This window comes from Arthrobacter sp. 01T425 (genome assembly GCF_056398725.1).
Genome location: NZ_JBFTPY010000001.1, coordinates 541,085 through 567,436, shown reverse-complemented (window position 1 = coordinate 567,436; position 26,352 = coordinate 541,085). Strand labels below are relative to the sequence as shown.

The following is a 26,352-nucleotide window of genomic DNA, read 5'->3' as shown; positions in this document are numbered from 1 at the left end:
GAAGGAGACAGCCCATGTCCGTCAACGGACAGTCAGTGCCCCGCCCCCAGCCAGCCGCCGCACCCGCCGCCGGGAAGACACAGCACGCCGGCGCGGGCCCGGCGCAACTCCGCAAGGCCGTGGTCGTGGGTGGCAACCGCATCCCGTTCGCCCGGACCGGAGGCGCGTACACGAAGTCCTCCAACCAGGACATGCTCACGGCCGCCCTGGATGGCCTGATCGCCCGCTTCGGCCTGCAGGACGAGCGGATCGGGGAAGTCGCGGCGGGGGCGGTCCTCAAGCACTCCCGGGATTTCAACCTCACCCGGGAAGCGGTGCTCGGCTCGGCCCTCTCCGCCGAGACCCCGGCGTATGACCTCCAGCAGGCCTGCGCCACCGGCCTGGAAACGGTGCTTGGCCTGGCGAACAAGATCAAGCTGGGCCAGATCGATTCCGCGATCGCCGGCGGCGTCGACTCTGCCTCTGACGCCCCCATCGCCGTCAGCGAGGGACTCCGCGAGGTGCTCCTTGACCTCAACCGCGCCAGGACGATGTCCCGGAAACTGCAGGTCCTCAGCCGGCTCCGTCCCAAGGATCTGGCTCCCGATGCACCGAACACGGGGGAGCCGCGCACCGGCCTGTCGATGGGCGAGCACCAGGCGCTGACCACGGCGCAGTGGAAGATCACCCGCGAGGCCCAGGACGAGCTGGCCTTCAACAGCCACCGGAACCTGGCCGCGGCCTACGACGCCGGCTTCTTCGATGACCTCCTGACCCCCTACCGGGGACTGAGCCGCGACTCCAACCTGCGCGCCGACACGAGCCCGGAGAAACTGGCCACCCTCAAGCCCGTTTTCGGCAAGAACCTGGGCGCCGAGGCGACCATGACGGCCGGCAATTCCACCCCGCTGACAGATGGCGCCTCCACCGTTCTGCTGGCGTCCGAGGAATGGGCCGACGCCCACGACCTCCCCAAGCTCGCCGCGGTGATCGACGGCGAGGCTGCCGCCGTCGACTTTGTCCACGGCAAAGACGGGCTGCTCATGGCCCCGGCCTTCGCGGTGCCCCGGCTCCTCGCACGCCACAATCTCAGCCTCGCGGACATCGATTTCTTTGAGATCCACGAGGCTTTCGCCGGCACGGTGCTGAGCACCCTCGCTGCGTGGGAGGACGACGAATTCGGCCGCACCCGCCTGGGCCTGGACGGCGCCTTCGGCAGCATCGACCGGGCCAAGTTGAACGTCAATGGCTCCTCGCTGGCCGCCGGACACCCGTTTGCGGCCACGGGTGGCAGGATCGTGGCCTCGCTGGCGAAAATGCTGCACGAAAAGGGCGACGTCAACGGGCGTCCGGCCCGCGGCCTCGTGTCCATTTGCGCCGCCGGCGGCCAGGGCGTCGTCGCAATCCTCGAAGCACTCTAGGGAGAACCGGATGAGCGACAAGTACACCCGGCTGGTCAGCCACGGACTCGGCAAAGACCTCGCCAAGCGTCTCGGCCTCCCGCAGCCAGTGGTCCTCCGGCGGCACGAGCCCGGCCGCCGCCTCATCGACGGACCGGTCCTGGTCCAGGGATCAACCGGCGGCGCCGACGAGCTCGCCGCCACCCTGCTGGACTGGAACCTCGATGTCCGTCGCCACGCGATACCCAAGGAGAAGCTCGGCGCCATCATCCTGGTGCTGGACGAGCTGGCCCACCCGGGCGATCTTGAGAAACCGGTCCTCACCGCCGCCGCGTCGCTGCGTGACCTCGCCCCGAACGCCCGAGTCATCACCGTGTCCCGCACGGCGGGCTCGGCCACGGAACCGGCAACGGCGGCTGCCAGGCAGGGCGTGGACGGTCTGCTGCGGTCTTTGGCGAAGGAACTCCGTGCCGGCGCCACCGGCAACGGCATCCTGCTCGCCGACGGCGCCCGGACCACGAGCCCGGCAACACTGGGGGCGGTGAGGTTCTTCCTCTCGGGCCGCTCGGCGTTCGTGGACGGGCAGTTCCTGACCGTCAGCTCCGGCGCCGGCCAGCTGCCCGACGACGTCGAGAAGCCGCTGGCCGGCAAGGTGGCCGTGGTGACCGGCGCCGCGCGCGGCATCGGGGCCGCGATTGCCCGCACCCTGTACCGCGACGGCGCCACGCTCATCCTCGTCGACATTCCGGCTGCGGGAGAGCATCTGGCGGCAGTGGCCAACGAGGTCCATGGGACGGCCCTGCAGCTGGACATCAGCCGCGACGACGCCGGCCAGCGGATCATCGGCCACGCCGCGGCACGGCACGGCCGGCTGGACATCATGATCCACAACGCAGGGATCACCCGGGACAAGCTCCTGGCCAACATGGACGCTGGCCGCTGGAACTCCGTGCTCGCCGTCAACATCGCCGCGCAGCTGCGGATCAATGAGGCCCTCCTGGCCTCGGAGCACTTCCAGGACTCGCCCCGGATCGTGTCCGTGGCCTCCACCAGCGGGATCGCCGGAAACCGCGGCCAGACCAACTATGCCGCGTCCAAGGCCGGCGTGATCGGCATGGTCCGCGCCACGGCGTCTCTCATCGGCGAGCGCGGCGGCTCCATCAACGCCGTGGCTCCGGGGTTCATTGAAACCGAGATGACTGCCAAGATCCCGTTCGCCACTCGCGAAGTGGCGCGCCGGCTCAACTCCCTGCAGCAGGGCGGCCGGCCGGGCGACGTCGCCGAGGCCATCGCGTTCCTGGCCAGCGACGCCGCGGGCGGGATTTCCGGGGAGGTGCTGCGCGTCTGCGGGCAGAACCTGGTCGGCGCATGAACGGTTTCCAGACCGTCATCCTGGGCGAGATGCCCGCCCTGTCCAAGCTCTACGTGAACGCGGCCGCCGCCGCGGCACGACGCCGGGTCCTGGGCACCCACGGCGGCACCGAACTGCCCGCCTACATCCACGAGGTCCGTGGCATGCGGGCCGACGTCGCCAATCTGACGGCGTATCAGCACCTGATCGGCGAGACCGCGAGCGATATCCTGCCTGCGGGCTTCATTCATGCCCTGGCCTTTCCGCTGGCCATGAGCGTGATGAACCGGGACGATTTCCCGCTGCCCCTGCTGGGCATGATCCACCTGACGAACAGGGTGGTGCAGTCCGGGCCGGTCCTGTTCACGGAGGCCCTGGACATCCGGACCCGCGTGGAGAACCTGCGGGGGCACCGCGCCGGTACGCAGCTCGATGTCGTCGCGGAGGTGCGCGCCGCCGGGCAGGAAGAGGTCCTCTGGCGCGGGGTTTCGACCTACCTGGCCAAGGGGGTGTTCCTCCCGGGGATCGACAAGGCCTCGGTGGCCGTGCCGCCGTCGCCGTTCTCCGTGCCGGATCCCACGGCCCTGTGGCAGCTGGGCGTCGATACCGGGCGTGCCTACGCGGCTGTCTCCGGAGACTTCAACCCCATCCACCTGAGCGTCCTGACCGCCAAGGCCCTCGGGCAGCGGCGGTCCCTTGCCCACGGCATGTACCTCGCGTCGCGGGCACTGGCCGACGTCGGTGCCGTCAAAGGCGACGCGTTCAGCTGGGAGGTGGCCTTCGAGGCGCCCGTGTTCCTGCCCGCCCGGGTGGCGCTGGACATCAGCACCGTCCAGACCGAGGGCGGCGGCTGGCGGCGTTCGGACTACGTGGCGTGGAACCCGCTGTCCGGTCGCCGGCACTTCAGCGGATCGGTCGCCGCGCTGGACTAACCGGTACTGCCATAGCCGGGCAGGACAGACAGTCCGACGGCGGCATCCGCTGTGGGGTTACCCCGGCGGGAGCCGCCGTCGTTGTGCCTGCCGGTTGCCTAGGTTGCGGACGGGGTTTCGGACGGGTCCGCCGGTTGCTCTTCCGGCCGGCCGGGCTTCGCCACCCGCAGCATGCGGTGCATGCTCAAGAGAATGGATTCCACCGCGCTGGGGGCGTCGTGGGTGTGCGGCACCGAGCCAAGCCTGGCGGTGAGCTCGTTGATCGCCGCGTCGGCGGTGCGGGCCAGCTCGGCCTGGCGATCCGGGTTGTCCTCCTCCGTGGCTCGCAGCACGTCGCCGACGGCGGACATGGCGTCACCGAGGGGTGCCGCGTATTCGTCCGGAATCACGAACGGGGTGTCCTCGGCCCAGATGACGTCGGAGAGCACCTGGGTGACGTCCTGGACGTGGAATGTGAGCCGCTCCAGGTCCCGCAGGTTGCGGTAGTCGAGGGTGATGTCGCGCGGATGCAGCCGGCGGCGGGGATTGGCCCGGCGGCTGGCGTCAGCTTTCTCGACGGCGAGCCGCACTGAGCGGGCGTGCGCCGCGAGCGCTTCCGAGCGCCGGGACCAGTCAACATGCTCCGGCGGCCAGCTCTCCTTGAGCGCCTTGCCCATGTCCCAGAGCTGCTGGGCGAGCGCCTGGCGCAATTCCACGATGCTCAGGGCCGCGGCCCGGAAATGCAGCGGCGGGAAGACCAACAGATTCACGACGATGCCCACCGTGACGCCGACCGCCATCTGGAAAAGGTACCCGAACGAGAACGAGTCCGGGTTGTGGCCGCCCACCAGCAGTACCAGCAGGGCCGCCGTCGGGATCCAGTCCCGGCCCGAACCGATCTTGGGCAGGCCGGCGAGGATAACGCCCAGTCCCATGACCACCGCGACCGTCCACGGCGACGGCGAGCCGAGGCTGAAAAGCATGAACGCCAGTCCCACCCCGATCGCCAGACCGACCAGCGCCTGCAGGCCCTGGCGCATGGAACCGGCAACGTTCTCGTACATGGCCACCAGGGCGCCGAGCGGGGCGTAGTAGGGGTAGTCAGCGGCGGAGCCCGGCATGAAGGGCGCGATCGCGAAAGCAATGCCCGCTGCCAGCGCCGCCTTCAGAGCCAGCTGGAGCCGCGGCCACACGAGCGCCGCCGCGACGCCGCTGGCCGCGCCATGGGCCCGTATGCGCAGCCAGGAGGGCGGCTTGTCTGTTGTCTTTTCTGGAGTGACCATCCCGGCTCACCCTAGGGCCGCGTGGTTGCTGCTACAAATGGACGAACCTGCTGCGGCGCCGCAGGAGCCTGCAGGGGGCCGGTCAGGACGCGGCGCGGGCGGCCCGCCGCACTGCCGCGGACAACCGCTGGGCCCGGCCGCTGGTCCGGCCTTCTTCGCTGCGGCGCGGCACGTACCCGAATCCGAGCCCGTAACCGGGATCCGCGAAGCCGAGGGCCGCGTTGGCGCCCTCGTGTCCGAAGGCCAGGTGGCTGCCGAAGTTCCGCCCCGGCTGGGGTTTCATGAACACGACGGCAAAGGCGTTGTCCTGCCCGGAGCACCGGTCCAGTCCCCACACCTGCTCAGCGGCCATGAGTTCGATGGTGGCCGGGCTCAGGAACGCGGGACCGCCGTCCACCCCGGTCGTGGCGGCGGCGTAGAGTCTGGCCAGTCCGTCGGCCGAGCCCACGCCGCCGGCGCTGCTCATTCCCGCGGCACGGACGACGCGGTGGTTGGGCAGTTCCATGATGGTGCTGACCGGCGCGTTGCTGTTCAGGCCGTCGAGGCTGAGCGGGTCCAGCCACGGCTGGGCCGGGTCAGGGTCGTAGAGCACCTCGCGGTACCGCGGTTCCTGGTCCTCGGGCAGGCCCAGGAAGAAGTCGATGCCCCGCGGGCGGCGGATACGCTCGTCGTAGAGCCGCTGGAGCGGCACTCCGGCGGTGCGGCGGCAGAGTTCCTCCATGAGGATCCCGATGGTCAGGGCGTGATAGCCGAAAGCCGTGCCCGGCCGCCACAGCGGCGCTGAGGCCGCGAGACAGCGGGCCGCCTCGGGTTTGGTGAAGTCGGCCAGGGCGAACCCGCCGGCGACGCCGGGCAGCCCGGCCTGGTGGGACAGCGCCTGCCGGACGGTGAGCAGGCCCTTGCCGTGGACGCCGAACTCCGGCCAATAGGACGCGACGGTCCGGTCCAGATCGAGAAGGTTGTCCTGGACGAGCACGGCGATGACCATGGCGGCGGCGCCCTTGGAACACGAGTACGTGCCCGTGATGTCGCCGGCAGCGAACCCCGGGCCGCCGCGGAGGTCCACCACCTTCGTTCCCAAACGGTAGACGGCCAATTGCGCGCTGTAGTCCTGGTCCTCGGAAAGGAAGGAGTCGAAGAGCTCACGCACCTCGGCGAATTCCCGGGTGGCAAAGCCGGCCGAGAGGGACTGCGCTGCGTGTTCCATGGACCCCATATTCATGACCAACACCCTAACGGCCGTCCCGGGCGCCGGCGGCTTCAGGCTGCGCCGTGTCCCGGGGCAACCTCTTCGCCGGCCCGGACCGGTCCCGGGGGTGTGCCGTCGCCGAACGGCCGGCCGCCGAGTTCTTCGCGGCCGTGCCCGGTGAGCCAGCTGCCCAGTTCCGGCCCGCGCGGGACGATTCCGGTGGGGTTGATGTCCTCATGCACGATGTAGTAGTGCTGCTTGATCTGCACAAAGTCGGTGGTGTCGCCGAAGCCGGGGGTCTGGAAGAGGTCCCGTGCATAGGCCCACAGCACCGGCATTTCGCTGAGCTTTTGCCGGTTGCACTTGAAGTGCCCGTGGTAGACGGCGTCGAAGCGGGCCAGTGTGGTGAAGAGCCGGACGTCGGCCTCCGTGATCGTGTCGCCGACCAGGTACCGCTGGCCCGCCAGGCGTTCCTCGAGCCAGTCCAGGGCCGTCCAGAGCCGATCGTAGGCGGCGTTGTAGGCCTCCTGGGAACCGGCAAAGCCGCAGCGGTAGACGCCGTTGTTCACCTCGGTGAAGACACGCTTGTTGACGGCGTCTATTTCTTCCCTCAGGTGCTCCGGGTACAGCTCCGGCGCGCCGGCGCGGTGGTACTGGGTCCACTCCGTGGAAAAGTCGAGCGTGATCTGGGGGAAATTGTTGGTGACTACCTGCCCGCTGGGGACGTCCACGATCGCCGGGACGGTGATCCCGCGGGGGTAGTCGGGGAAGCGGCGGAAGTAGGCGTCCTGGATGCGTTCGACGCCGAGGACCGGATCCAAGCCGTCCGGATCGAGGTCGAACGTCCAGGACCGGGCGTCGTGGGTGGGGCCGGGCTGGCCGAGCGAGATGACCGCCTCCAGGCCGAGGAGCCGGCGCACGATCACCGTGCGGTTGGCCCACGGGCAGGCGCGCGCTGCGATGAGGCGGTAGCGGCCAGGTTCCACGGGCCAGCCGGGTTCGCCGTGGGCGCCCGTGGCACCGTCCCGGGTGATCCGGTCCTCAATGTAGTTGGTATCCCGGGTGAATTCCTCGCCGCCGGTCACATACGCGCCCTTGGTGCTGAATCCCGGATCGTCGGTGTGGGTACTCAGGCTCATGGTCCCAGCCTAAGGCCGGGAAGGGAACGGCCCGAACGCGGCCGTGAACACGGGCGCCATCGGCTGCCAGGCAAACCACCATGCCCCGGCCACAACCACGGCGAAGAGGGCAATCCACACCGCGGCGGGGATGGAGGTGGCCCGGGCCAGCAGATAGGCGTCCGACGTCGGGAGCCTGTCCCGGTGCCGCAAATGGACGTTGGCCAGTTTGCCGAGGTCCCTGACGGCAGCGACCAGTAGCGCCAGGCCCAGCACGATCATCACGTGGCCGTTGAATACCGGCGGCACGAACAGCACCAGGAGCGCCGAGGCCAGTACGGCGGCGGCGGTGATGAGGAGGCCCACGCCGTTGCGGAGGAACAGGAAGGATGCCAGGAGGATGAGCGTGCCCACCGACATCGCGGCCGGCCCCCAGCCGTTGAAACCGCACCAGACCATCGCCGCCCCGACGACGGCCGGCACGGGGTAGCCCCAGAACGTCGACCAGGCGGCGGAGAGGCGGCTCCTGCTGTACGTCGTGGTGGTGCCGGAGTGGTCCAGGCCCAGCCGGATGCCTCCGAGCCGCTGGCCGGTGGTAAGGGCGGCAAACGCGTGGCCGAGTTCGTGGGTCACGGTGGCGAGCAGGCCAAAGTAGCGCCAGGACAGGCGGGGCAGGGAGACGGCCACTGCCAGCAGGACCACCGCAACGAGCTCAATACTGCTCACATGCGGGCTGGGGGCGTGGGTGAATCCGGCAACGATCCGCTCCCACCATGTCAGGGCCAGGTTCGGTTCCCCCAGCAGGCCGGGCGGGGTCATGCCCTGCCCGAGGCATGCGCGATGCAGTACGCGGTCCAGGGCCTGGCCTCCAGCCGGTCCTCGGGGATCGGGGTGGCGCATACAGCGCAGATTCCGTAGGTGCCCTCGTCCATCCGCGCGAGAGCGGCATCGATCTGCAGCAGGGAAGCCCTGCTCTGTTCCAGGAGCGCGGAGGCCTGGGATAGTTCGAAGGCGATCGTTGTGCCCTCGGGGTCGTGTTCGTCGTCGACGTTGGAGTCGAGGCGGGCGGCATTGACCGAGGTGATGTCCCGGCGGAGGGCGGGCAGGAGGGCAAGCTTCCGGTCACGTTCCTCGCGCAGGAGGATCCGGAACCGTTCGACGTCAACCATAGGCTTCAAGGCTAGCGCGGCCGCTGCGGGGGCGCCTAAACGGGCCGAAGGAGCCGTCCGCGCCGGGAGCCGGCCAAGGACTCAACGAACTGGTAGATGATTCCCACATCCACGGAAAGAGCGCGGGCGGTGGGGGCAGCGTCTAGAGTGGGCGCATGGTGGACCAGACGCACCCCGAGACCCCCGCAAACCCCGAGGACCGTCCAAACCCCGATCATCCTGCAGACGCCGGCAACGCCGCGGCCCCCGGGAGTCCCGGGCAGACCGGGGACGCTGATACGGCCGACGCGCTCCTGCGCGAACTCGCCGCAGCCTATGGCGTCGACACCAGCTACTGGGGCTGGGACGGAGTGCAGCGTTCCGTGGCCGCCGGGACCCTGCAGGACGTGCTGGCGGCCCTCGGAGTCCCCGCCAACGGGCCCCAGGAACAGCAACGCTCCCTGGCCGAGTCCCGGCTGGCACCCTGGCGGCGCATCCTGCCCCCGGTCCTTGTAGTGAGGGAGGGACAGGAGTCCCACGTCGAGGTCCACGTCCCGCACGGAAGCGAGGTCCGCGTCTGGATCGACGCCGAGGACGGAAGCAGCTATGAGGCCGCCCAGCGGGAGAACTGGGACCAGCCGGTCGACGTCGACGGCGTTCTCACGGGACGTGCCACGTTCGCCATACCCGGCGGCCTCGGTCTCGGCTGGCACACCTTGAGAGCCGACGCCGCGGGCACGGCGGCGCAGTGTCCGCTGGTTGTTACGCCAGACCGGCTCCGCGCCTCGGCCCTGCTCAAGGAACGCCGCACCTGGGGACTGACGGCCCAGCTGTACTCCGTGCGGTCCTCCCGGTCCTGGGGGATTGGCGACTTCGCCGATCTCGGGGACCTCGCCGAGGTTGCCGGAGAGCAGGGGGCCGGCTTTGTGCTGGTCAATCCGCTGCATGCCGCCGAACCAGTGCCGCCGGTCGAGGACTCCCCGTACCTGCCCACCACGCGGCGCTTTTTCAACCCGCTCTACCTGCGGGTGGAGGAAATCCCGGAATACGGTTACCTGGACGCAGCCGGCCGGGCCGAGGTGGCACGCCTGGCCGACGGCCTGCAGGCGGCCAACCGTTCCCCGGACCTCCTGGACCGCAACGCCAGCTACGCGGCAAAGCTCGCGGCCCTGGAACGCGTGTTTGCGGTCCGCCGCGGGCCGGCCCGCACCCGGCAGTTCGCCGACTTCTGCGCAGAGCAGGGGCAGGGGCTCGAGGACTTTGCGCTGTGGTCTGCGCTCGCCGAAGAGCTGCCGCCGTCGGCGCCGGAATGGGCCGGAGCGGCGGCATCCCCGGCGTCGCCCTACTGTGTCGAGCAGCGGCCGAGGCTGGCAGCCCGGATCGAATTCCACTGCTGGCTGCAGTGGCTCTGCGACCAGCAGCTCGAGGCGGCCCAGCGTTCGGCACGCCAGGCGGGGATGGGGATCGGCGTCGTCCATGACCTGGCTGTCGGGGTAAAACCCGGCGGTGCCGACGCCTGGACCCTCTCCGGCGTTCTTGCCCGGGGCGTGAGCGTTGGTGCGCCTCCGGACATGTTCAACCAGCTGGGCCAGAACTGGTCGCAGCCGCCATGGCATCCGGGCCGGCTCGCCGAATCCGGCTATGCCGCCTACCGGGACATGCTCCGTACCGTGCTGCGGCACGCCGGCGGCATCCGGGTGGACCACATCCTCGGCCTGTTCCGGTTGTGGTGGATCCCCGAGGGCGGGGGGCCGGAGAGCGGCACGTATGTGCACTACGACCACGAGGCGCTCATCGGTATCCTTGCCCTCGAGGCGCAACGGGCCGGGGCGATCGTGATTGGCGAAGACCTCGGGGTGTTCGAGCCGTGGGTCCGCGGCTACCTGGCCGAGCGGGGGATATTCGGCACGTCGATCCTCTGGTTCGAACACGACGCCGATGGCCCGATTCCGCCGGAACACTACCGCGAGCAGTGCCTGACCAGCGTCAACACCCACGATCTGCCCCCGACGGCGGGCTACCTCGCCGGTGAACACGTCACCTTGCGCGAATCGCTCGGGCTGTTGCGGCGGCCAGTGGCGGAAGAACGCGCCGAGGCCGCGGCCGAGCAGGAGGCCGTGCTGGCCCGGGTCCGGGCACGCGGCCTGCTGGCGGAAAACGGCACGGACGTCCGGACCACGGTTGAGGCGCTGTACGCCTACACGGCGCTGGCCCCGTCAGCGCTGCTGGGGGTGGCACTGGTCGACGCCGTGGGGGAGACCCGGACCCAGAACCAGCCGGGCACCAGCACCGAATACCCGAACTGGCGCATTCCGCTGGCCGCTCCCGAGGGTGTGGTGCTGATAGACGACCTGCCGGACAACGAGCGGTTCCTGTCCCTGCTGGGCACCGTCCGCGGCGCGCTGCATCCCGGAGGGTGACCGGACACGGGGGAGCCGGACCGTGGACCGGGCGCGGGCAGCTTCTTGACCTGAGCCTGGCCTGAGGCCGGGAATGCGAACAGCATTGGCCGCACCAATACCGGCCGCTAGCATGGACCGATGACGCGGATCGGCCGACTCTCCCTGGCCGGCGGATGGGCGCTGGCGATGCTGCTGGCGGGGTGCACGTCGGTGCAGCCCCTCCAGGCCGGCCCGCCTTCGCAGCCCCCATCTGCCGAGTCCCCACCGGCCGGGTCCCTGCCTGCCGGGCCGGCGGGGACCGAATCGCCGCCCACGTCCCCCGGCCAGGACACGCCCGCCGCGACCCCACCACCATCCCCGTATTTCGCGCAGCCGGCCCCGCACCCCGCTCCGGGCGGGCAGGCCAGCGGCGGAATCGCGCACATTGTGGTCATCGTCCAGGAGAACAAGGCGGCCTCGCAGATCATGGGCGCCAGCGAAGCGGGCTACTTCAACAAGCTTGCGGCGGAATTCTCCGTGGCCGCCAACTACCGGGCCATCACCCACCCGAGCCTGCCCAACTATCTCGCCCTCACGAGCGGAACCAGCGCGGGGATCACCAGCGACTGCAAACCGGACTCGTGCACCGCCGATGTGCGCTCGATCGCCGATGAGATCACCCAATCCGGACGGACCTGGAAAATGTACGCCGAGGGCATGCCCGCGCCCTGCGCCGCGCATGACTCCCGCCGGTATGCGGTGAAGCATAATCCGTTCATGTATTACCCTGCCGTGACGGACGACGTGGCCTCCTGCTCGGACCATGTTGTTCCGTATGACCGGCTGGGGCAGGACCTGCAGTCGCCGTCGACCCTGCCGGACTACTCTTTCATCAGCCCGGACATGTGCAACGACACCCACGACTGCTCCATCGGTACCGGAGATGACTGGCTCGCCCGCGAAGTGCCCAGGATCCTGGGATCCCCGGCCTTCACGACGCAGAACTCCCTGCTGGTGATCACGTGGGATGAAGGCAGCAAAGACGACAACCGGGTGGCTACGGTTTTTGCCGGCCCGGCAGCGCGGAAGCACTTCACATCCAATGCCGCCTACTCGCACTATTCCTTGCTGCACACCATCGAGGACGTGTGGGGGCTGAGCCCCCTGACCGATGATGTCCGCAATGCGCCGCTCATGGGTGAATTGCTGAACCACTAGCGGTCAGCCTATTCCCGGCCAATACACAGGAACCACTGCCCATAATGGACCCGAAGCTCCGGTCAACCGCTATTTGACCGGAGCTTCGCCACATCCGCCTGCACCGCCGGCGGTGTCCGCCCGGGTGAAGCTAGGGCTTGGCCTCGACGAGGAAGACCAGGGTCTCGGGCAGTACGCCGTCGTAGGCCATCGCCTCGCCCATTACGTCATTTTGCATCGCGGCCATGAGGGCATCCACGTCAGGGACATCCATCATCACTGCGACTTGCGTCGGGTTCTCGGGGTTGACGAACGTACGAATGTTGGTGATCCCCAGTGGGCCGAACACCTCTTCGCGCTTCGGCGAGGCAAGCCAATGATCCTTGTCCTTGACATCGTGGTGGCCGATTATGGTTGGCATGGCGGTCCTCTCGCAGGGGGCCAGCGGTCCGCCGGCCCACTGCTCCGAAAGTTACTCGCCGCCGCATGCCCGGGCAAGTCATTTTTCCAGCCTCATACCGCGCGTCTGTGTGCCTTACGGAGGGCCGCCGCCCTGAACTGGGCGGCCGCCCGTCCCCAGCGCCCGGTTCCCGTGACAATCTCCTCCGATAGGGGCCTTTGGGCACAAGCCCGGCGCGTGCGGGAGTTCCTAAAATGAAGCATGGCCGCCGACGCGATCGAGGTGGAACGCAAGTACAGCCCTTCGGAATCCGACGCCCTCCCGCCACTGGCATCAATCCCAGGGGTAGATCGCGCCGGGCAGCCCGTAAACGAATTGCTGGACGCCGTCTACTTTGATACCAAAGCACTGGCATTGGCCAGGCAACGGATCACCCTGTGCCGGCGGTCAGGCGGTCGGGATGCAGGATGGCATCTCAAACTGCCGGTCGCCGTGGGGGAGCGCCGGGCGATTCGGGAGCCGCTTGGCGGCGATCAGGATGCCGTGCCGGAAAATTTGCGGCAGCTGGTGCTCGTCCACACCCGCTGCCACGCGCTGATGCCGGTTGCACACATCCGGACCAGCCGGAGGGTCACGCGGTTGTACGCCGCCGACGGCGCAATCCTTGCCAACTTCAGTGACGACCGTGTCGAGGCCCAATCCCTGCTAACCCGCGCGGGACCGTCGCGGTGGCGGGAATGGGAACTGGAACTCGCCGGCGGCCCCCGTCGGCTGCTGCAGGACGCCGACGCTCTGTGCGCCGCAGAGGGAGTCACCATCGCCACCCACCCGTCCAAGCTCGCCCGGGCGCTCGGACCGGACTATCCGGAGAATCCGGGCACGGTTCCGAAACCGAGCCCGAGCGGGCCGGCCTCGGACGTCATGCTCTCGTACGTATCCCAACAGATACGCGCCGTGAAGCTGCATGATCCTCGCGTCCGGGTCAATGCGCCCGATGCCGTGCATCAATTCCGGGTGGCCGCCCGCCGGCTGCGGTCGGCACTGGCAACCTTTCGAACGCTCACAGATACGACGTCGACCAGGTTCCTTAGGGGCGAGCTCCAGTGGCTCGCCGGCAACGTGGGCCAGGCCAGGGACGCCGAGGTCATCCGTGCCCGGCTGACGCAAATGATCAGTGCCGAACCTGCGGAGCTGTTGATCGGGCCAGTCGCGCAGCAGATCCAGGAGCACCTCGGCACTGTCCAGCAACAGGGCCTTGCCGCCGGACTGGCGGCGCTGGACAGCGCCCGCTACTTCCGCCTCCTCGATGCCCTCGATGCCTTCCTTGCGGTACCTCCGCTGAGCGGCGGGGCAGGCAATGATGCGCCGGGGACGGTTGGCCGGCTCGTTTCCGCGGAACGAAAACGCCTCAAGGCGGCGGTCCGGTCCCTTGACGGCGGCACAGGCGGGACACCGCAGGATGCCGCATTGCATGAAGTTCGGAAGGCTGCCAAGCGGCTGCGCTATGCCGCAGAGGCGGCTACCCCCATTTTCGGCACTCAAGCAACGAACGTTGCCCGGGCCGCGGAGGGCATCCAGGAGATCCTCGGAGACTTCCAGGACAGCGTCGTCACCCGGGAATCCCTACTGGTGCTGGCGGGGCAGGCCGCGGATGCCCCCGGCAGCGGATTTACCTTCGGGCGCCTGCACGCCCTCGAGCAGCAGCGCGGCAACGAAGCCCGCTTGCGGTTCTACGATGCGTGGCAACAGTCCAGGCCGAAGCCCCTGCGCTGGGCCTAGCCGCCGCGTCCGAACGCCGGGAGAACCCCTATGATCGAACCCCGCAACGCAATGCCGGCCATCTGGTCGGACGGACTGGGCCGCGCCAGCATCCGCTCCGTGCAGGTCCTCGCCGTGTCCGCCCTCGCGTGGGCAATCATCTGGGCCGCCAGCCGCATCCCGCTCGTCATCATCCCCGTCCTCATCGCCGTTATCCTGGCCGCAGCGATCTCCCCGCTGGTCCGCTGGCTCACCGGGCACGCCTGGCCGCGCGCCCTCGCGGTGGTTGCCTCGTTCGTGGCCATTCTCGCCGTTTTCGGCAGCGTCATCGCCGGCATCGTCATTCTGGTCTCCAACCAGTGGGGCGAGCTCACGGCCCGGGCCGCGGCGGGGGTCGAGCAACTGCACTCATTCCTGAACCACGGACCTGTCCCTGTCAGCGACCAACAGATCACCGCCGTCATGGACTCGGTGCGGGAGTTCTTCACCTCGAGCACGTTCAGTGCAGAAGCCCTCACCGGTGCCCGCACCGCGGTGGAAATCTTCACCGGCGCGGTGCTGATGGCCGTCACCCTGTTCTTCTTCCTCAAGGACGGTCCCGAAATCCGGGCCTTTCTCATTGGCATGCTGCCGGCCGACCACCGCGCCAGGGCACGGCTGGCGGCGGATCGCAGTACCGTCGTCCTGGGCGGGTATGTCCGCGGCACGGCCATGGTGGCCGCGGTTGACGGTCTCGTCGTCGGGATCACCCTCGCCATCATGGGAGTGCCGCTGGCCCTGCCGCTGGGAGTGTTCATCTTCATCGGCGGATTCATCCCGATCGTCGGTGCTACCGTCGCAGGAACCCTGGCCATTGTCGTCGCGCTGGTCTCCAACGGGCTGGTCCAGGCGCTCATTGTTGTGGCCGTGGTCATCGGCGTGAACCAGCTCGAACACCACTTCCTGCAGCCGGTCCTGATGGGCAGGGTCCTCAGCATCCACGGCCTGGCGATACTGCTCGTCCTGGCGGCGGGCACCATACTGGCCGGCATTGTCGGCGCGCTGCTGGCCGTGCCGATCACCGCCGTCACGTGGACGGTCGTGAAGACATGGACCGGCAAGGACCCGCTGCCCGGACTTGAGCCGCCCGGGCCGGAGCTGGCCGGACCTGAGCTGGCCGGACTTGAGCCGCCCGGGCCAGAGCTGCCCGGACCGGAGCCGCGGTAGGCCCGCCGTTCCGGACGCTGCCTGAAGCTGACCGCGGCAACGGGGGCCCGGCACTACAATTGACCGGTTCCCAGGACTTGCTCCTGCCCGGCACACGCCCGGCCACCAACAGAAAGATCCGATGCAGACCACTTCTGACCACGCCGTCCCGGCGCAAGTTGACCTGAAGCAGGCCGACCGCCCGGACCACAAGCCCCTGGTCCGCTGGCTACTGGCCAACCAGGTCGCACCCGCCGGCCCCGAAGCCGAGGAAGATCACAAGCCCAACGCCTGGTGGAAAGTCATGTGCCTGACCGGCGTCGACTATTTCTCCACCCTGTCCTACCTTCCCGGTATCGCCGCCCTGGCCGCCGGTGCCCTCTCGCCGCTGGCAACCCTGCTCATTGTGGCCCTGACCCTGCTGGGCATGCTGCCCATGTACCGCCGGGTCGCGCAGGAGAGCCCGCACGGGCAGGGCTCGGTTGCCATGCTGGAGAAGCTGCTCCCGTTCTGGCGCGGCAAGTTCTTCGTCCTGCTGCTGCTCGGGTTCGTTGCGACCTCGTGGATCATCACCATCACCCTCTCCGGAGCCGACGCGACGGTGCACCTGCTCGAAAACCCGATCGTGCCTGCGGGATTGAAAGGCAGTGCCGTGATCATCACGGTGATCCTGCTGCTGATCCTGGGTGGGGTGTTCCTGCTCGGCTTCAACGAGGCCGTCGGCGTCGCCATTCCGCTTGTGGCCGTCTACCTGCTCCTGAACGCCGCGGTCGTCGCCGCAGGATTCGCCCATGTTCTCTCCGAACCGTCCCTGATCGCCGGCTGGACCGACCGGCTGCTCGCCAGCGCCGGCGGCGGCCCCATGGACCTGATCGGGCCCGCCGTCATCGCCTTCCCCCTGCTGGTCCTGGGCCTGTCCGGGTTCGAGACAGGCGTCTCGATGATGCCGCTGATCAAGGCCACCGGCGACAGCCCCGAGCAGGTCATGGCGTCCCGGGTCAGGAACACCCGCAAGCTGCTCACCACGGCGGCGGCCATCATGAGCGTCTACCTGATGTCCACCAGCTTCCTCACCACGGTCATGATCCCGGCCAAGGAGTTCGAGGAGGGCGGACAGGCCAACGGCCGCGCCCTGGCGTTCCTCGCCCACGACCTGTTCGGCGCCGGGTTCGGCACCGTTTACGACATTTCCAGCGCCCTGATCCTTTGGTTCGCCGGGGCCTCCGCCATGGCCGGGCTCATCAACATCGTGCCCCGGTACCTGCCGGCCTACGGCATGGCGCCGGAATGGGGCCGGGCCGTCCGCCCGGTCGTCATCGTCTACACCGTGCTGAGCGTCGGCATCACCATCGCCTTCAACGCCGACGTCAACGCCCAGGCAGGTGCCTACGCCACCGGCATCCTGGCCATGATGGTATCCGGAGCCGTCGCCGTGACCGTCTCCGCGATCCGCCGGCACAGCCGCGCCGGAACCATCGGCTTCGGTGCGCTGACCCTGGTCCTGCTGTACGCGCTGGGCGCCAATGTCATCGAAAAGCCCGACGGCATCGCGATCTCGGCGTTCTTCATCGCCGGCATCATCGTCGTCTCGCTCATCTCCCGGGTCCAGCGCACCACCGAACTGCGGCTGGAAACTATCGAGTTCGACGAGGCAGCCCGGCAGTTCATCACCGATTCGATTGCCTTCGACGGGCAACTGAACGTCATCGCCAACAAGCGCCAAGCCGGTGACAAGGCTGAGTACGCGGACAAAGAGTACGAACAGCGCGGGCTGAACCCCGTCCCGGGCCCGGCGGATGTCATCTTCCTGGAAGTGGAAATCTCCGATCCTTCGGCGTTCAGCCACACGCTCCGGGTCGAAGGCGTCGAAGTGGACGGCTACCGGGTCCTGCGGGTGGAGTCCCCGGCCGTGCCGAACGCGATCGCGGCCGTCCTGCTGGCCATGCGCGACTCGACCGGCACGAAGCCCCAGTGCTACTTCGAGTGGTCCGAGGGCAACCCCGTCGGCCACCTCATGCGGTACCTGTTCCTGGGCGAGGGCGACACCGCGCCGCTGGTGCGCGAAATCCTCCGCGAGACCGAGCCCGACCAGGCACTCCGGCCCGCCATCCACGTGGGCTAGGCAGAGCGCACTCTAACCACAACGAACAGCCCCGCCGGGATTTGAGCAGTTCAGGTTCCGGCGGGCCTGTTCGCGCGTAGTCGGAGTCCGCGTCGTCGTCTTCGGTCAGCACGCAGGCCCGTCACGGGTGCGTCGGGTCCACCCCAGGGTCGACGGCGGTAAGCAGCCCGGGCCTCAGACGTTGGCTGATTTCCCCCAAGGGCCGATCTGGTCCAGGGTGTATCCGTCCGGGTATGCCACGACGTTCATCCTTCCCGGCACAAATATGGGCTCGGTCGGCAAGGGACGCAACCTGGCCTTGAGGGAGCGGAACCGCAGCACCGCGTTGAACGCTACGCGCAGCACTGCCGGGGCAGGTTTCAGGCCCAGGGCAACAGCGACCTGGGGTTTGTCCATCATCAGCGCCAGGATGGTCGGGGTGAATCGGCGAAGCAGGGCGGGGATACGGCTGGCGAAGGCCGCGACGGTCGCATTGAACAGCATCGAGCCCTCGGGGCTCGGGCCCATGTTCCGGTCCTCGTATTCGTCCAGGAACCGTTCCGCCTCCGCGAAGGTGGCCGGGATGCCCTCAAGCCCCATCTGCCGGCCCAGTTCGGCGTAGAAATCCGTGGCGGCCCGCTTCTCCAACTCCGTCAACCGGCGCCAGCCGTGACGTTCGGTCCAGCGCAGCGGCAGGACAAGCAAGGTCATGAGGACGTAGACGAAGTCGTCCGGGGTGCCGGACACCCCGTTGTGGACCCGGCGGAGCAGTTTGATCATGGCCTGGCTGCGTTCGTGCTCGAACCCGTTGGCGATGATCTCGTGGAGGACGATGCCGGTGTCGTAGGAGCGCTTCATCGGCCGGGATTTCATCTCTCCGGTCGCCGCCAGGGTCCTCGCTGTGGAGGGGATGGCGAAGTTGCGGTAATAGGCGACGAAGAAGCCCGAATGGATTTCAGTCTTGAAATCGAAGAGGACCATGTTCCGGTAGATCCCGTACATGTCCGTACCGCTCGGGCGTGTTCGGCGGGTCGGGTGCGTGAGGAGTTGCATGGGGGCTTTCTGTAGCTGTCGCAGGCTATGCCGGGGCGGGGGAGTTATGGAGCTTTGCTTCAACGGAGAGCAGGTAGCTGCGCTCCTCCGCGGTCAGGAACGTCGCCGAAGTGCCCGCAGCGAGTTCAGCGTCCCGGATTTCGACAACCATCCGGTGCAGCCTGTCCTGTACCGGTGCCTGGGGGTCGGCCTCAAGGGTCCGGTCAAGCGACGTGCTCTTCAGCGCCTTGGACCAGATGGCCTCGACGCGTGCGAGGGTTTCGGTGTTCCGGCGGTGCAGGTTTTTGCGGGCAGCCCTGCCGGCAACCGCCGGGATCGTGAGCCCGGCGCCGGCCAGGACGGTCGCAACCAGTTCCAGCTGATGGTACGGGAAGCCAGGCCTGACCAGTACGGCCAGGAATGTCAGGTGCCGGGCCAACAAGGACAGACACATCTCGGCCATCACCAGGAAGCCCATGATGCAGCCGGCGCCCAGCATGGAGAAACCGACGCGGAACGGGCGGCTCATCCGCGGGACGTAGCGGAAGCAGATCACGGCAATTTCCGCGCTCATCGAACAGATGAAGAGGGTGAGCATCAGTGAGAACAGGAGAGCCGGGAAACGGTCCTCGTAGATGCCCCAGGCGGTGGTCGTGACGGTGGGTCCTGTGAGGAGGAAGAACGCGGTCTGCAGGCTCAGCGTGAGCGTCAAAGGCAGTGTCCGTGTCCACCAGGTCCGGCGGCCGCCGGCTTCCGGGGCGATGGCGGCGTATGCGGCGAGGCGCAGATACCAGAGCGAGATAATCATCAGGGAGTTCAGGACCAGTTTGACCAGGTTCATGCCGCCGAGGGCCGTATCGACGGGGACGTAGACAATCGGGGACATGAGCAAAGAGCCCACGCCTCCGTACACGGCACAGGAGAACACCAGGTCGCTCCGGCTGCGAAGCAGGGCGGGAATGCGGGCCCCGGCCAACAGGAACAGTGCCGCGGCCATGAGGAACTGCATCATCCGAAGACCGCCCCGAAGTTGCCCGGCTCCGCGTCCGGCTGCTGGTAGGAGCGGCGGATGCGGGAGGCAAGCCGGTCGGCAAGGAGTTCGGCCGTTACCTCGAGCTCGTCGGCGAAGTCGGTGCGTTTCAGGGCCGAGACGACGCGCTCCGGGTCGAGGTCCGGGAAGAAGACCTGGGCGTAGTCGTGCGAGAGGACTTCCTGCTCGTGGCGGAGGATCATGTGGGCGAACTCGTGCAGGACGATCTGCTGGCGGTGCACCTCTGACGCCGACTTGGCGTGGAGGATGAGGTCCAGGCCGTCCAGGCCGAACCACAGGCCACAGACCTTGTCGGTGGGGGTGTTGTCGATCGGCCTGATGACAATTGGACGCCCGCTCGCGGTCTCCAGGCGGCTCTGGATGGAACGCATGGAGACCGGCTCCTGCAGCCGCAGGCCTTCTTCCGCAGTCCGGGCCCGCGCTCGGGCGACGCTGTAGTCCATGGCGCTGATCCTTGGGATGGTCCGATAGGGGGCCGGAGTCCCTCCGACTCCAAGGAGGAGCGTATCAGCCCTGTTCAGAGGCCTTTCCGGCACCCGGCGTGTCGGAAGAAGTGACGTTCGTCTCCGCCAGCTGCTCGTCGATGAGGTCCCGGATCTGAAGGAGCGTCTCGGGTGACAGGCCGCCGAGTTGCCGGGCAGCGAAATTGCGGACCTTGTTGGCCCGCATGCTGGCCAGGAGGTCCAGCTGGGCTTCGACTTTCCGGGGCAGTTCGTCCTGGTCGTGCAGCAGGTAGTCGCGGTTCACGCCGAAAAACTTTGCGAGGTTCTGCAGGAGCTCGGTCTTCTTCACCTCGGGCCCGGACCCGGTGCGCATGTAGTGCCAGCGGGCGCGGGAGATCGGGGTGCCGGCCGTCTTCATGGCGGCGCTGACGTCGTTGAAGGTGATCTTCTTCCCGGCGGCTTCCGAGGAATCAAGGAGAAGGTTCAGCTTCCTTGCGAGTGCCGCGCCCGGCCCGGAATCGACTGATGCGTCATTCATGACAGGGCTCCTTTGCTGCGGTCGAAGGGTGGATCCAGAAGACAATATCATCCGATTGGACATGTCCAATAATTTTGCATTACCCTCTGAAAACAGAATTGGACATGTCTATTTCTGCATCGGGGGGTACCGGGCCACGCCTCCGGTAACGCCTCCATAGTGGAGGCACGCAGCCTAAGGGTTGCCCGTCAGGGGAGCCACGCTCCGGCTGACGCCACGACGGCCGCATTCCTGCAGGAGCTTTTGGGGGGCCGGCAGGGATGCGGTCTTTTGGTCGGCCTGGCCGCGCCGGCTCAGCACCCTTGTACCGGCAAGCGCACAGCGGCCCAGCGGGTCGTTAGTCCTTGGACTTCCGGCCTCGGGCCCGTCGAGCTGCCCAAACCACGAAGACGACGATGAACGCGACGGGCAAAAGCACCAGCGGGTTCCAGCCTCTAACTGTCATTTGTCATCCCTCGATCCGCTTGCAAGTCTCTTGCGCAGACTCTACGCCGGCGGCCACGGGGCGAGAACGCTGCGCGGCCATCCTCTGGCGGGCACGTCCGGTGGGCTCCGGGTCGGGGCAGCGGGTATTGGTATTCAGCGGCAGCGGGGGCGAAGCTGCGGCCCGTCGGCGGGGAAGCAGAAAAAACCCCTGGAATCCGTGGATTCCAGGGGTTTTCCCTTGTGCGCGGAGGGGGACTTGAACCCCCACCCCCTTTCGAGGACTAGCACCTCAAGCTAGCGCGTCTGCCATTCCGCCACCCGCGCAGGTGGTAATTCCGAGTTCGTTTCGCCTTTCAGCGTTTTGCTTTTCTCGGAAGCAGCGAGAAAGACTCTAGCACGACTTTTCCGGAAACAAATAATCGGGGTCCGCGGGGGTGGTGTGGGTAGGCTGAAGCAAGCAATTGAGCCACCCGCCACGAGGAGCCGCTATGACTGACACCCGGACCGAAACCAGGCCAGAGGATGAGGTCGTCAGGATCTGCCAGGAGCTGATCCGGATCGACACGTCCAACTACGGCGACGGCTCCGGCCCCGGTGAACGCGCGGCCGCCGAATACACCGCCGGGCTCATGGCCGAAGTCGGGCTGGACGCCGAAATCTTCGAAGCAGCCCCCGGCCGCGCCAGCGTGGTCACCCGGCTGGCGGGGGAGGACCCCTCCGCCAGCGCACTGGTGGTCCACGGCCACCTGGACGTCGTCCCGGCCCTGCGCGAACAGTGGTCGGTTGACCCCTTCGGCGCCGAACTGAAGGACGGCCTGATCTGGGGACGCGGCGCCGTGGACATGAAGGACATGGACGCCATGATCCTGTCCGTGCTGCGCAACTTCGCCCGCACGGGACGCAAACCCAAGCGCGACCTCATCTTCGCGTTCTTCGCCGACGAGGAAGCCGGCGGCACCTACGGCGCCCGCTACGCCGTCGAGAAGCGGCCCGAACTCTTTGAGGGCGCCACGGAGGCGATCTCCGAAGTCGGCGGCTTCTCCGCCACCATCGGCGGCCAGCGCACCTATCTGCTCCAGACGGCGGAAAAGGGCCTCTCCTGGCTCCGTCTGGTGGCCCACGGCCGCGCGGGCCACGGCTCCCAGATCAACACCGACAACGCCGTGACCAGGCTTGCCGGCGCGGTATCCCGGATTGGTGCCTATAACTGGCCGATCGAGCTCACGCCGACCACGCGGCAGTTCCTCGACGGCGTTACCGAACTCACCGGGGTCGAATTCGATCCCGACGATCCGGAGAAGATCCTCAAGGAACTCGGCACGGTGGCCCGCTTTGTCGGCGCCACACTGCAGAACACCACCAACCCCACCCTGCTCAAAGGCGGCTACAAGCACAACGTCATTCCGGAATCGGCCGAGGCCCTCATCGACTGCCGGACCCTGCCCGGGCAGGAACAGCAGGTGCTGGAAATCGTGCGCGAACTCGCCGGCACCGGAGTGGACATCAGCTACGTGCACAACGACGTCTCGCTGGAGGTGCCGTTCGCCGGCAACCTCGTCGATTCGATGATCGACGCCCTGCATTCCGAGGATCCGGGCGCCAAGGTGCTGCCGTACACGCTCTCCGGCGGGACCGACAACAAGTCCCTGAGCCGGCTCGGCATCACCGGCTATGGCTTCGCCCCGTTGATGCTGCCGGACGAGCTCGACTTCACCGGCATGTTCCACGGCGTCGACGAACGGGTCCCGGCGGATTCCCTGAAATTCGGCGCACGGGTGCTGGACACCCTGCTCACCAACTACTGAGCGGACACCGCCTGACATGACGCCCGAGGACATCCTGAGTGGTCCGCTGCTGGAACGGATCCGCGGCCGCGCCGCCGGCTACGACCGCGACAACGCCTTCTTCCACGAGGACCTCGCGGATCTCACGGCGGCCGGCTACCTGAAAATTTTCGTCCCGGTGATCGACGGCGGACTCGGACTCGGGCTTGCGGAAGCGGCGCAGCTGCAACGCCTGCTGGCGACCGCGGCGCCGGCCACGGCGCTGGCCGTCAACATGCACCTGGTGTGGACCGGCGTCGCCCACGTCCTTGCCGCCCGCGGTGACTCCTCGCTGGATTTCATCCTCCAGGAGGCGGCACAGGGTGAGGTCTTCGCCTTCGGCAATTCGGAGGCAGGCAACGATTCCGTGCTGTTCGATTCCCGCACGGAGGCCGTCCCGCTGCACGACGGCGGCTACAGCTTCACGGGCCGCAAGATCTTCACCAGCCTGTCACCGGCGTGGACCCGGCTGGGCATCTTCGGAAAGGACGCCAACGCCGCGGACGGCGCCGGGGAACTGGTCCACGGGTTCATCACCCGGGAAACCCCCGGCTACGAGATTTTGCCCGACTGGGACGCGCTCGGCATGCGGGCCAGCCAGTCCAACACGACCCTCCTGGAGGGCGCCGTCGTCCCGGCCGAACGGATTTTCCGGAAACTGCCGGTGGGCCCGAACGCCGACCCACTGATCTTCGCGATCTTCGCCTGCTTCGAGACCCTCCTCGCCGCTGTGTACACCGGAATCGGCGAACGGGCCCTCACGCTCGGGGTGGAAGCGGTGCAGCGCCGGACATCGTTCAAGAACGGCGGCCGCAGCTACGCCCAGGACCCGGACATCCGCTGGAAGGTGGCGGAGGCGGCGATGGCCATGGATGCGCTCTATCCGCAGCTGTCCTCCGTGGCGGCCGACGTCGACGCCCTCGCGGACCACGGCAGCCAATGGTTCCCCCGGCTCGTGGGGCTCAAGGTCCGGGCCACGGAGACGGCGCGCACCGTGGTGGACCTCGCCATCCGGGTATCCGGCGGCTCCAGCTACTTCCGCGGCTCCGAGCTGGAGCGGCTGTACCGGGACGTGCTCGCCGGCATGTTCCACCCATCAGATGACGAGTCGGCGCACAATACCGTGGCGAACGCCTGGCTGGGCCCGCTGGAGACACCCTAGAGGGCCCAGGACTCCCCGCGGCGTTCGCCGCTGCCCGTCCCGGCCGATGCGCGGCCGGGATCCGTGTGCGGCCTAGACGGTGCGCTGGACCTGGATGACTTTCCGGCGCAGCCAGAAACGCCGCCCGCCGCCCACGTAGAGGCGGCTGCGTTCCAGTTCCCATTTGCCGTACTCGGAATGCTCCACGAGCCGGCGGCGGGCCTCGGGGAGCGAATCCTCAGGGCCGACCGTCAGAACGAGGTACTCGTACTGCTTGACATAGTCCCGTTCCCGCCGGACCGAGCTGCTCAGAAAATGTTCTTTCATTGCTCTCCATTTTCGTCTTTTTCCGACTAACGTGAAGTCATGAGCATCGATCCGCGTGTCGCGCTTCAGTCCCTGACCTCTGCACTGGAAGAACACCTGGCGGCGGCCTCCGCCCGCAGAAGTGACGGGGATCCCGCGGTCGAGGCGGCGTTCTTCGCCGTTGCCGATGCCTTTGAAGTCTACGACGACGCCCTGTATGAGGCGTATGGGGAAGTGACGCCGCTCGAAGTGATCGACGGCGACGAAGACGGCGACGAAGACGATGTCGACGACGAAGAGGACCTCGAGATCCTCGAGAATTCGGAGAACTAGGGGGACCTGCGGATCTCCGCGGCCTCAGCCGGGGTCGGACACGTCTTCGAGCGCCTGCGCGATCTCCGGCGGCAGCGGCGCGAGCGCCGAATCCAGGATCTCCTTGAGCTGAACCGGTGTCCGGGGGCCGACGACGGCGGTTGCCACCCCCTGTTGGGACAACAGCCAGCTCAGCGACACATCCAGGGCAGTCCGGCCGAGCCCCTTCGCCGCCATGGCGACGGCTTCCACTACGCTGGACGCCGGTCCCTCGAGATAGGGTTCCACGTACGTCGCCAGCCGCTGGTTGGCGGCCCGGGAATCAGCCGGGATGTGGCCGCGGTATTTGCCGCTCAGGACGCCGCGTCCCATCGGAGCCCAGGCCATCAGGCCCAGCCCCGCGTCCTCGATGGCCGGAATGAGCTCAATCTCCGCGTTGCGCTGCAGGAGCGAGTATTCGGACTGGTTGGCCACGAGGGGGAAGCCCGCGATTGCGGCGGCCTTTGCCGTCTGCCAGCCGTTGAAATTGGAGACACCGGCGTAACGCGCCCGGCCGGACCGCACCGCGTGGTCCAGCGCTGACAGGGTTTCCTCCAGCGGAACATTCGGATCCCACGCGTGCGCGAACCAGAGATCCACGTAATCGGTTCCCATCCGGGCCAGGCTCGCGTCCAGCCCGGAGAGCATGCCGTTGCGGGACGTGTCGACGCTGCGGCGACCGTCCGCCGTCGTCAGTCCGGCCTTCGTGGAGATCACCACTTCGGAGCGCGCCACGACGTCGCCCAGTATTCCGCCGAGCATCGCCTCGGCCTGCCCGTCGGCGTAGGACGCCGCTGTATCGATCAGGGTTCCGCCGGCATCGACGAAGGAGCGCACCAGGGCGGCGGCATCCTGTTCCTCGGTTTCCCTGGCCCAGGACATGGTGCCGAGGGATAGGGCGGACACGCGCAACCCACTGTTGCCGACATAACGCTGCTGCATGTCAGCTAGCTTACGGGGTCGGGCTGCTTCGTAACGTAGGGTCTATAAACGTGAACTGGATACAAGCGGCTCTGTTGGGCCTGGTACAGGGGCTGACCGAGTTCCTCCCGATTTCCTCGAGCGCCCATCTGCGGATTGTCGGCGCCTTCCTCCCGGAAGCGTCCGATCCCGGCGCCGCCTTCACGGCCATCACGCAGCTGGGCACCGAGACGGCGGTGATCGTCTATTTCTGGCGCGACATCCTGCGGATCATCCGTGCCTGGGCCGGTTCGCTGACCGGCAAAGTGTCCCGGCAGGACCCGGATGCGCGCATGGGCTGGCTGGTGATCCTGGGCAGCATCCCGATCATCGTCCTGGGCCTGCTGTTCCAGGACCAGATCGAATCGGTACTCCGAAGCCTGTGGGGCGTCGCGACCATGCTGATTATCTTCGGCATGGTCCTCGCGGTAGCCGACACCATCGGCCGGCAGGACCGTGAACTGACGCAGCTGACCTACAAACATGGGCTCTATTACGGACTGGCGCAGGCCCTGGCCCTTTTCCCCGGCGTGTCCCGCTCCGGCGGCACGATCAGCGCCGGGCTCCTAATGGGTTACACCCGTGAGGCGGCGGCCCGCTACTCCTTCCTGCTGGCAATCCCTGCCGTTTTCGGCAGCGGCCTGTACCAGCTGTACAAGGTGGTCTCCAAGGAAGGCATCACCGGCCCGTACGGTCTCCCGGAAACCGCCCTGGCCACCGTGATCGCCTTCATTGTGGGTTACGTCATCATCGGCTGGTTCCTGAAATACGTCTCCACCCGCGGCTACCGGCTCTTCGTCTGGTACCGGATCATCCTGGGAATGTCCCTGTTCCTGCTGCTCGGTTTCAATGTCATCAGTGCCTAGCACTAGGCTTGGTC

The 26,352-nt window shown here is 67.7% G+C and carries 24 protein-coding genes and 1 tRNA gene; 12 read left to right on the top strand and 13 right to left on the bottom strand.

The annotated features are described in order from the left end of the window. The first annotated feature begins 14 nt into the window (after positions 1 to 14). Genes AC1DNG_RS02770 through AC1DNG_RS02760 form a run of 3 tightly spaced genes read left to right on the top strand, consistent with a single transcriptional unit; the run spans position 15 to position 3,662 of the window. Positions 15 to 1,400, top strand: coding sequence for an acetyl-CoA C-acetyltransferase (locus AC1DNG_RS02770; protein ID WP_476858579.1), 1,386 nt, complete (start codon positions 15 to 17; stop codon positions 1,398 to 1,400). A 10-nt stretch (positions 1,401 to 1,410) separates the two neighbouring features. Next, positions 1,411 to 2,751, top strand: a complete 1,341-nt coding sequence (locus AC1DNG_RS02765) for a 3-oxoacyl-ACP reductase (RefSeq protein WP_476872543.1) — start codon at positions 1,411 to 1,413, stop codon at positions 2,749 to 2,751. Next, a complete protein-coding gene (locus AC1DNG_RS02760) occupies positions 2,748 to 3,662 on the top strand; it encodes a MaoC family dehydratase (protein WP_230009567.1) in 915 nt (304 codons plus the stop codon). The genes AC1DNG_RS02765 and AC1DNG_RS02760 overlap by 4 nt, the downstream gene beginning before the upstream one ends. Positions 3,663 to 3,760: 98 nt before the next feature. Here AC1DNG_RS02760 and AC1DNG_RS02755 read toward each other — a convergent pair whose 3' ends face one another. From AC1DNG_RS02755 to AC1DNG_RS02735, 5 genes are all read right to left on the bottom strand, one after another. Next, positions 3,761 to 4,924 carry an FUSC family protein gene (locus tag AC1DNG_RS02755; RefSeq protein ID WP_476850938.1) on the bottom strand — a complete coding sequence of 388 codons (1,164 nt, stop codon included), beginning with the start codon at positions 4,922 to 4,924 and terminating at the stop codon, positions 3,761 to 3,763. Between the two features lie 82 nt (positions 4,925 to 5,006). Next, complete coding sequence (locus tag AC1DNG_RS02750; RefSeq protein WP_476872541.1) at positions 5,007 to 6,131, bottom strand: serine hydrolase domain-containing protein; 1,125 nt, start codon at positions 6,129 to 6,131, stop codon at positions 5,007 to 5,009. Between the two features lie 53 nt (positions 6,132 to 6,184). Beyond that, entirely contained in the window at positions 6,185 to 7,252 is a 1,068-nt protein-coding gene (locus AC1DNG_RS02745) for a glutathione S-transferase family protein (RefSeq protein ID WP_476872540.1), read from the bottom strand. Positions 7,253 to 7,261: 9 nt separating this feature from the next. Further along, positions 7,262 to 8,050: a M50 family metallopeptidase gene (locus AC1DNG_RS02740; RefSeq protein WP_476850935.1), complete on the bottom strand. Its 789-nt coding sequence runs from the start codon at positions 8,048 to 8,050 to the stop codon at positions 7,262 to 7,264. Continuing rightward, positions 8,047 to 8,400, bottom strand: a complete 354-nt coding sequence (locus AC1DNG_RS02735; protein WP_476850934.1) for a TraR/DksA family transcriptional regulator — start codon at positions 8,398 to 8,400, stop codon at positions 8,047 to 8,049. The genes AC1DNG_RS02740 and AC1DNG_RS02735 overlap by 4 nt, the downstream gene beginning before the upstream one ends. Positions 8,401 to 8,555: 155 nt before the next feature. Here AC1DNG_RS02735 and malQ point away from each other — a divergent pair, with 155 nt between their 5' ends. Beyond that, positions 8,556 to 10,799 carry a 4-alpha-glucanotransferase gene (gene malQ, locus AC1DNG_RS02730; RefSeq protein WP_476886557.1) on the top strand — a complete coding sequence of 748 codons (2,244 nt, stop codon included), beginning with the start codon at positions 8,556 to 8,558 and terminating at the stop codon, positions 10,797 to 10,799. A gap of 120 nt (positions 10,800 to 10,919) precedes the next feature. After that, on the top strand, positions 10,920 to 11,978 hold the full coding sequence (locus tag AC1DNG_RS02725; RefSeq protein WP_476855889.1) for an alkaline phosphatase family protein: 1,059 nt from the start codon (positions 10,920 to 10,922) through the stop codon (positions 11,976 to 11,978). Positions 11,979 to 12,108: 130 nt separating this feature from the next. Here the strand turns inward: AC1DNG_RS02725 and AC1DNG_RS02720 are convergent, their stop codons facing one another. Then, positions 12,109 to 12,378, bottom strand: a complete 270-nt coding sequence (locus tag AC1DNG_RS02720) for a hypothetical protein (protein WP_230011455.1) — start codon at positions 12,376 to 12,378, stop codon at positions 12,109 to 12,111. Positions 12,379 to 12,618: 240 nt separating this feature from the next. On the opposite strand from AC1DNG_RS02720, the gene AC1DNG_RS02715 reads away from it, so the two are divergent. The 3 genes from AC1DNG_RS02715 to AC1DNG_RS02705 all read left to right on the top strand — a co-directional run bounded on the left by AC1DNG_RS02715 (position 12,619) and on the right by AC1DNG_RS02705 (position 17,422). Continuing rightward, positions 12,619 to 14,136 carry a CYTH and CHAD domain-containing protein gene (locus AC1DNG_RS02715; RefSeq protein ID WP_476886556.1) on the top strand — a complete coding sequence of 506 codons (1,518 nt, stop codon included), beginning with the start codon at positions 12,619 to 12,621 and terminating at the stop codon, positions 14,134 to 14,136. Positions 14,137 to 14,166: 30 nt separating this feature from the next. After that, on the top strand, positions 14,167 to 15,321 hold the full coding sequence (locus tag AC1DNG_RS02710; protein WP_476858570.1) for an AI-2E family transporter: 1,155 nt from the start codon (positions 14,167 to 14,169) through the stop codon (positions 15,319 to 15,321). A 121-nt stretch (positions 15,322 to 15,442) separates the two neighbouring features. Then, a complete protein-coding gene (locus AC1DNG_RS02705; RefSeq protein ID WP_476886555.1) occupies positions 15,443 to 17,422 on the top strand; it encodes an APC family permease in 1,980 nt (659 codons plus the stop codon). Between the two features lie 174 nt (positions 17,423 to 17,596). Here AC1DNG_RS02705 and AC1DNG_RS02700 read toward each other — a convergent pair whose 3' ends face one another. From AC1DNG_RS02700 to AC1DNG_RS02680, 5 genes are all read right to left on the bottom strand, one after another. Further along, positions 17,597 to 18,454 (bottom strand): oxygenase MpaB family protein, encoded by an 858-nt coding sequence (locus AC1DNG_RS02700; RefSeq protein WP_476886554.1) that lies wholly within the window; start codon positions 18,452 to 18,454, stop codon positions 17,597 to 17,599. A gap of 25 nt (positions 18,455 to 18,479) precedes the next feature. Further along, on the bottom strand, positions 18,480 to 19,445 hold the full coding sequence (locus AC1DNG_RS02695; RefSeq protein ID WP_476855884.1) for a hypothetical protein: 966 nt from the start codon (positions 19,443 to 19,445) through the stop codon (positions 18,480 to 18,482). Continuing rightward, positions 19,442 to 19,927, bottom strand: coding sequence for a hypothetical protein (locus AC1DNG_RS02690; protein WP_476855883.1), 486 nt, complete (start codon positions 19,925 to 19,927; stop codon positions 19,442 to 19,444). The genes AC1DNG_RS02695 and AC1DNG_RS02690 overlap by 4 nt, the downstream gene beginning before the upstream one ends. Positions 19,928 to 19,991: 64 nt before the next feature. After that, positions 19,992 to 20,465: a hypothetical protein gene (locus AC1DNG_RS02685; protein WP_476855882.1), complete on the bottom strand. Its 474-nt coding sequence runs from the start codon at positions 20,463 to 20,465 to the stop codon at positions 19,992 to 19,994. 667 nt (positions 20,466 to 21,132) lie between these two features. Then, positions 21,133 to 21,215: transfer RNA gene (locus tag AC1DNG_RS02680), tRNA-Leu, on the bottom strand. A gap of 164 nt (positions 21,216 to 21,379) precedes the next feature. Here AC1DNG_RS02680 and AC1DNG_RS02675 point away from each other — a divergent pair. Both AC1DNG_RS02675 and AC1DNG_RS02670 read left to right on the top strand, forming a co-directional pair. Then, positions 21,380 to 22,696 carry a M20/M25/M40 family metallo-hydrolase gene (locus AC1DNG_RS02675; RefSeq protein ID WP_476850923.1) on the top strand — a complete coding sequence of 439 codons (1,317 nt, stop codon included), beginning with the start codon at positions 21,380 to 21,382 and terminating at the stop codon, positions 22,694 to 22,696. A 16-nt stretch (positions 22,697 to 22,712) separates the two neighbouring features. Beyond that, positions 22,713 to 23,876, top strand: coding sequence for an acyl-CoA dehydrogenase family protein (locus AC1DNG_RS02670; protein WP_476872532.1), 1,164 nt, complete (start codon positions 22,713 to 22,715; stop codon positions 23,874 to 23,876). 72 nt (positions 23,877 to 23,948) lie between these two features. Here the strand turns inward: AC1DNG_RS02670 and AC1DNG_RS02665 are convergent, their stop codons facing one another. After that, complete coding sequence (locus AC1DNG_RS02665) at positions 23,949 to 24,182, bottom strand: DUF5703 family protein (RefSeq protein ID WP_018772920.1); 234 nt, start codon at positions 24,180 to 24,182, stop codon at positions 23,949 to 23,951. Positions 24,183 to 24,221: 39 nt separating this feature from the next. Between AC1DNG_RS02665 and AC1DNG_RS02660 the strand changes: the two genes are divergently transcribed. Further along, positions 24,222 to 24,494, top strand: a complete 273-nt coding sequence (locus AC1DNG_RS02660) for a hypothetical protein (protein WP_223916379.1) — start codon at positions 24,222 to 24,224, stop codon at positions 24,492 to 24,494. 24 nt (positions 24,495 to 24,518) lie between these two features. Here the strand turns inward: AC1DNG_RS02660 and AC1DNG_RS02655 are convergent, their stop codons facing one another. Beyond that, entirely contained in the window at positions 24,519 to 25,454 is a 936-nt protein-coding gene (locus AC1DNG_RS02655) for an aldo/keto reductase (RefSeq protein ID WP_223916377.1), read from the bottom strand. 50 nt (positions 25,455 to 25,504) lie between these two features. Between AC1DNG_RS02655 and AC1DNG_RS02650 the strand changes: the two genes are divergently transcribed. Next, positions 25,505 to 26,338 (top strand): undecaprenyl-diphosphate phosphatase, encoded by an 834-nt coding sequence (locus AC1DNG_RS02650; RefSeq protein ID WP_079549659.1) that lies wholly within the window; start codon positions 25,505 to 25,507, stop codon positions 26,336 to 26,338. Positions 26,339 to 26,352: the final 14 nt, after the last annotated feature.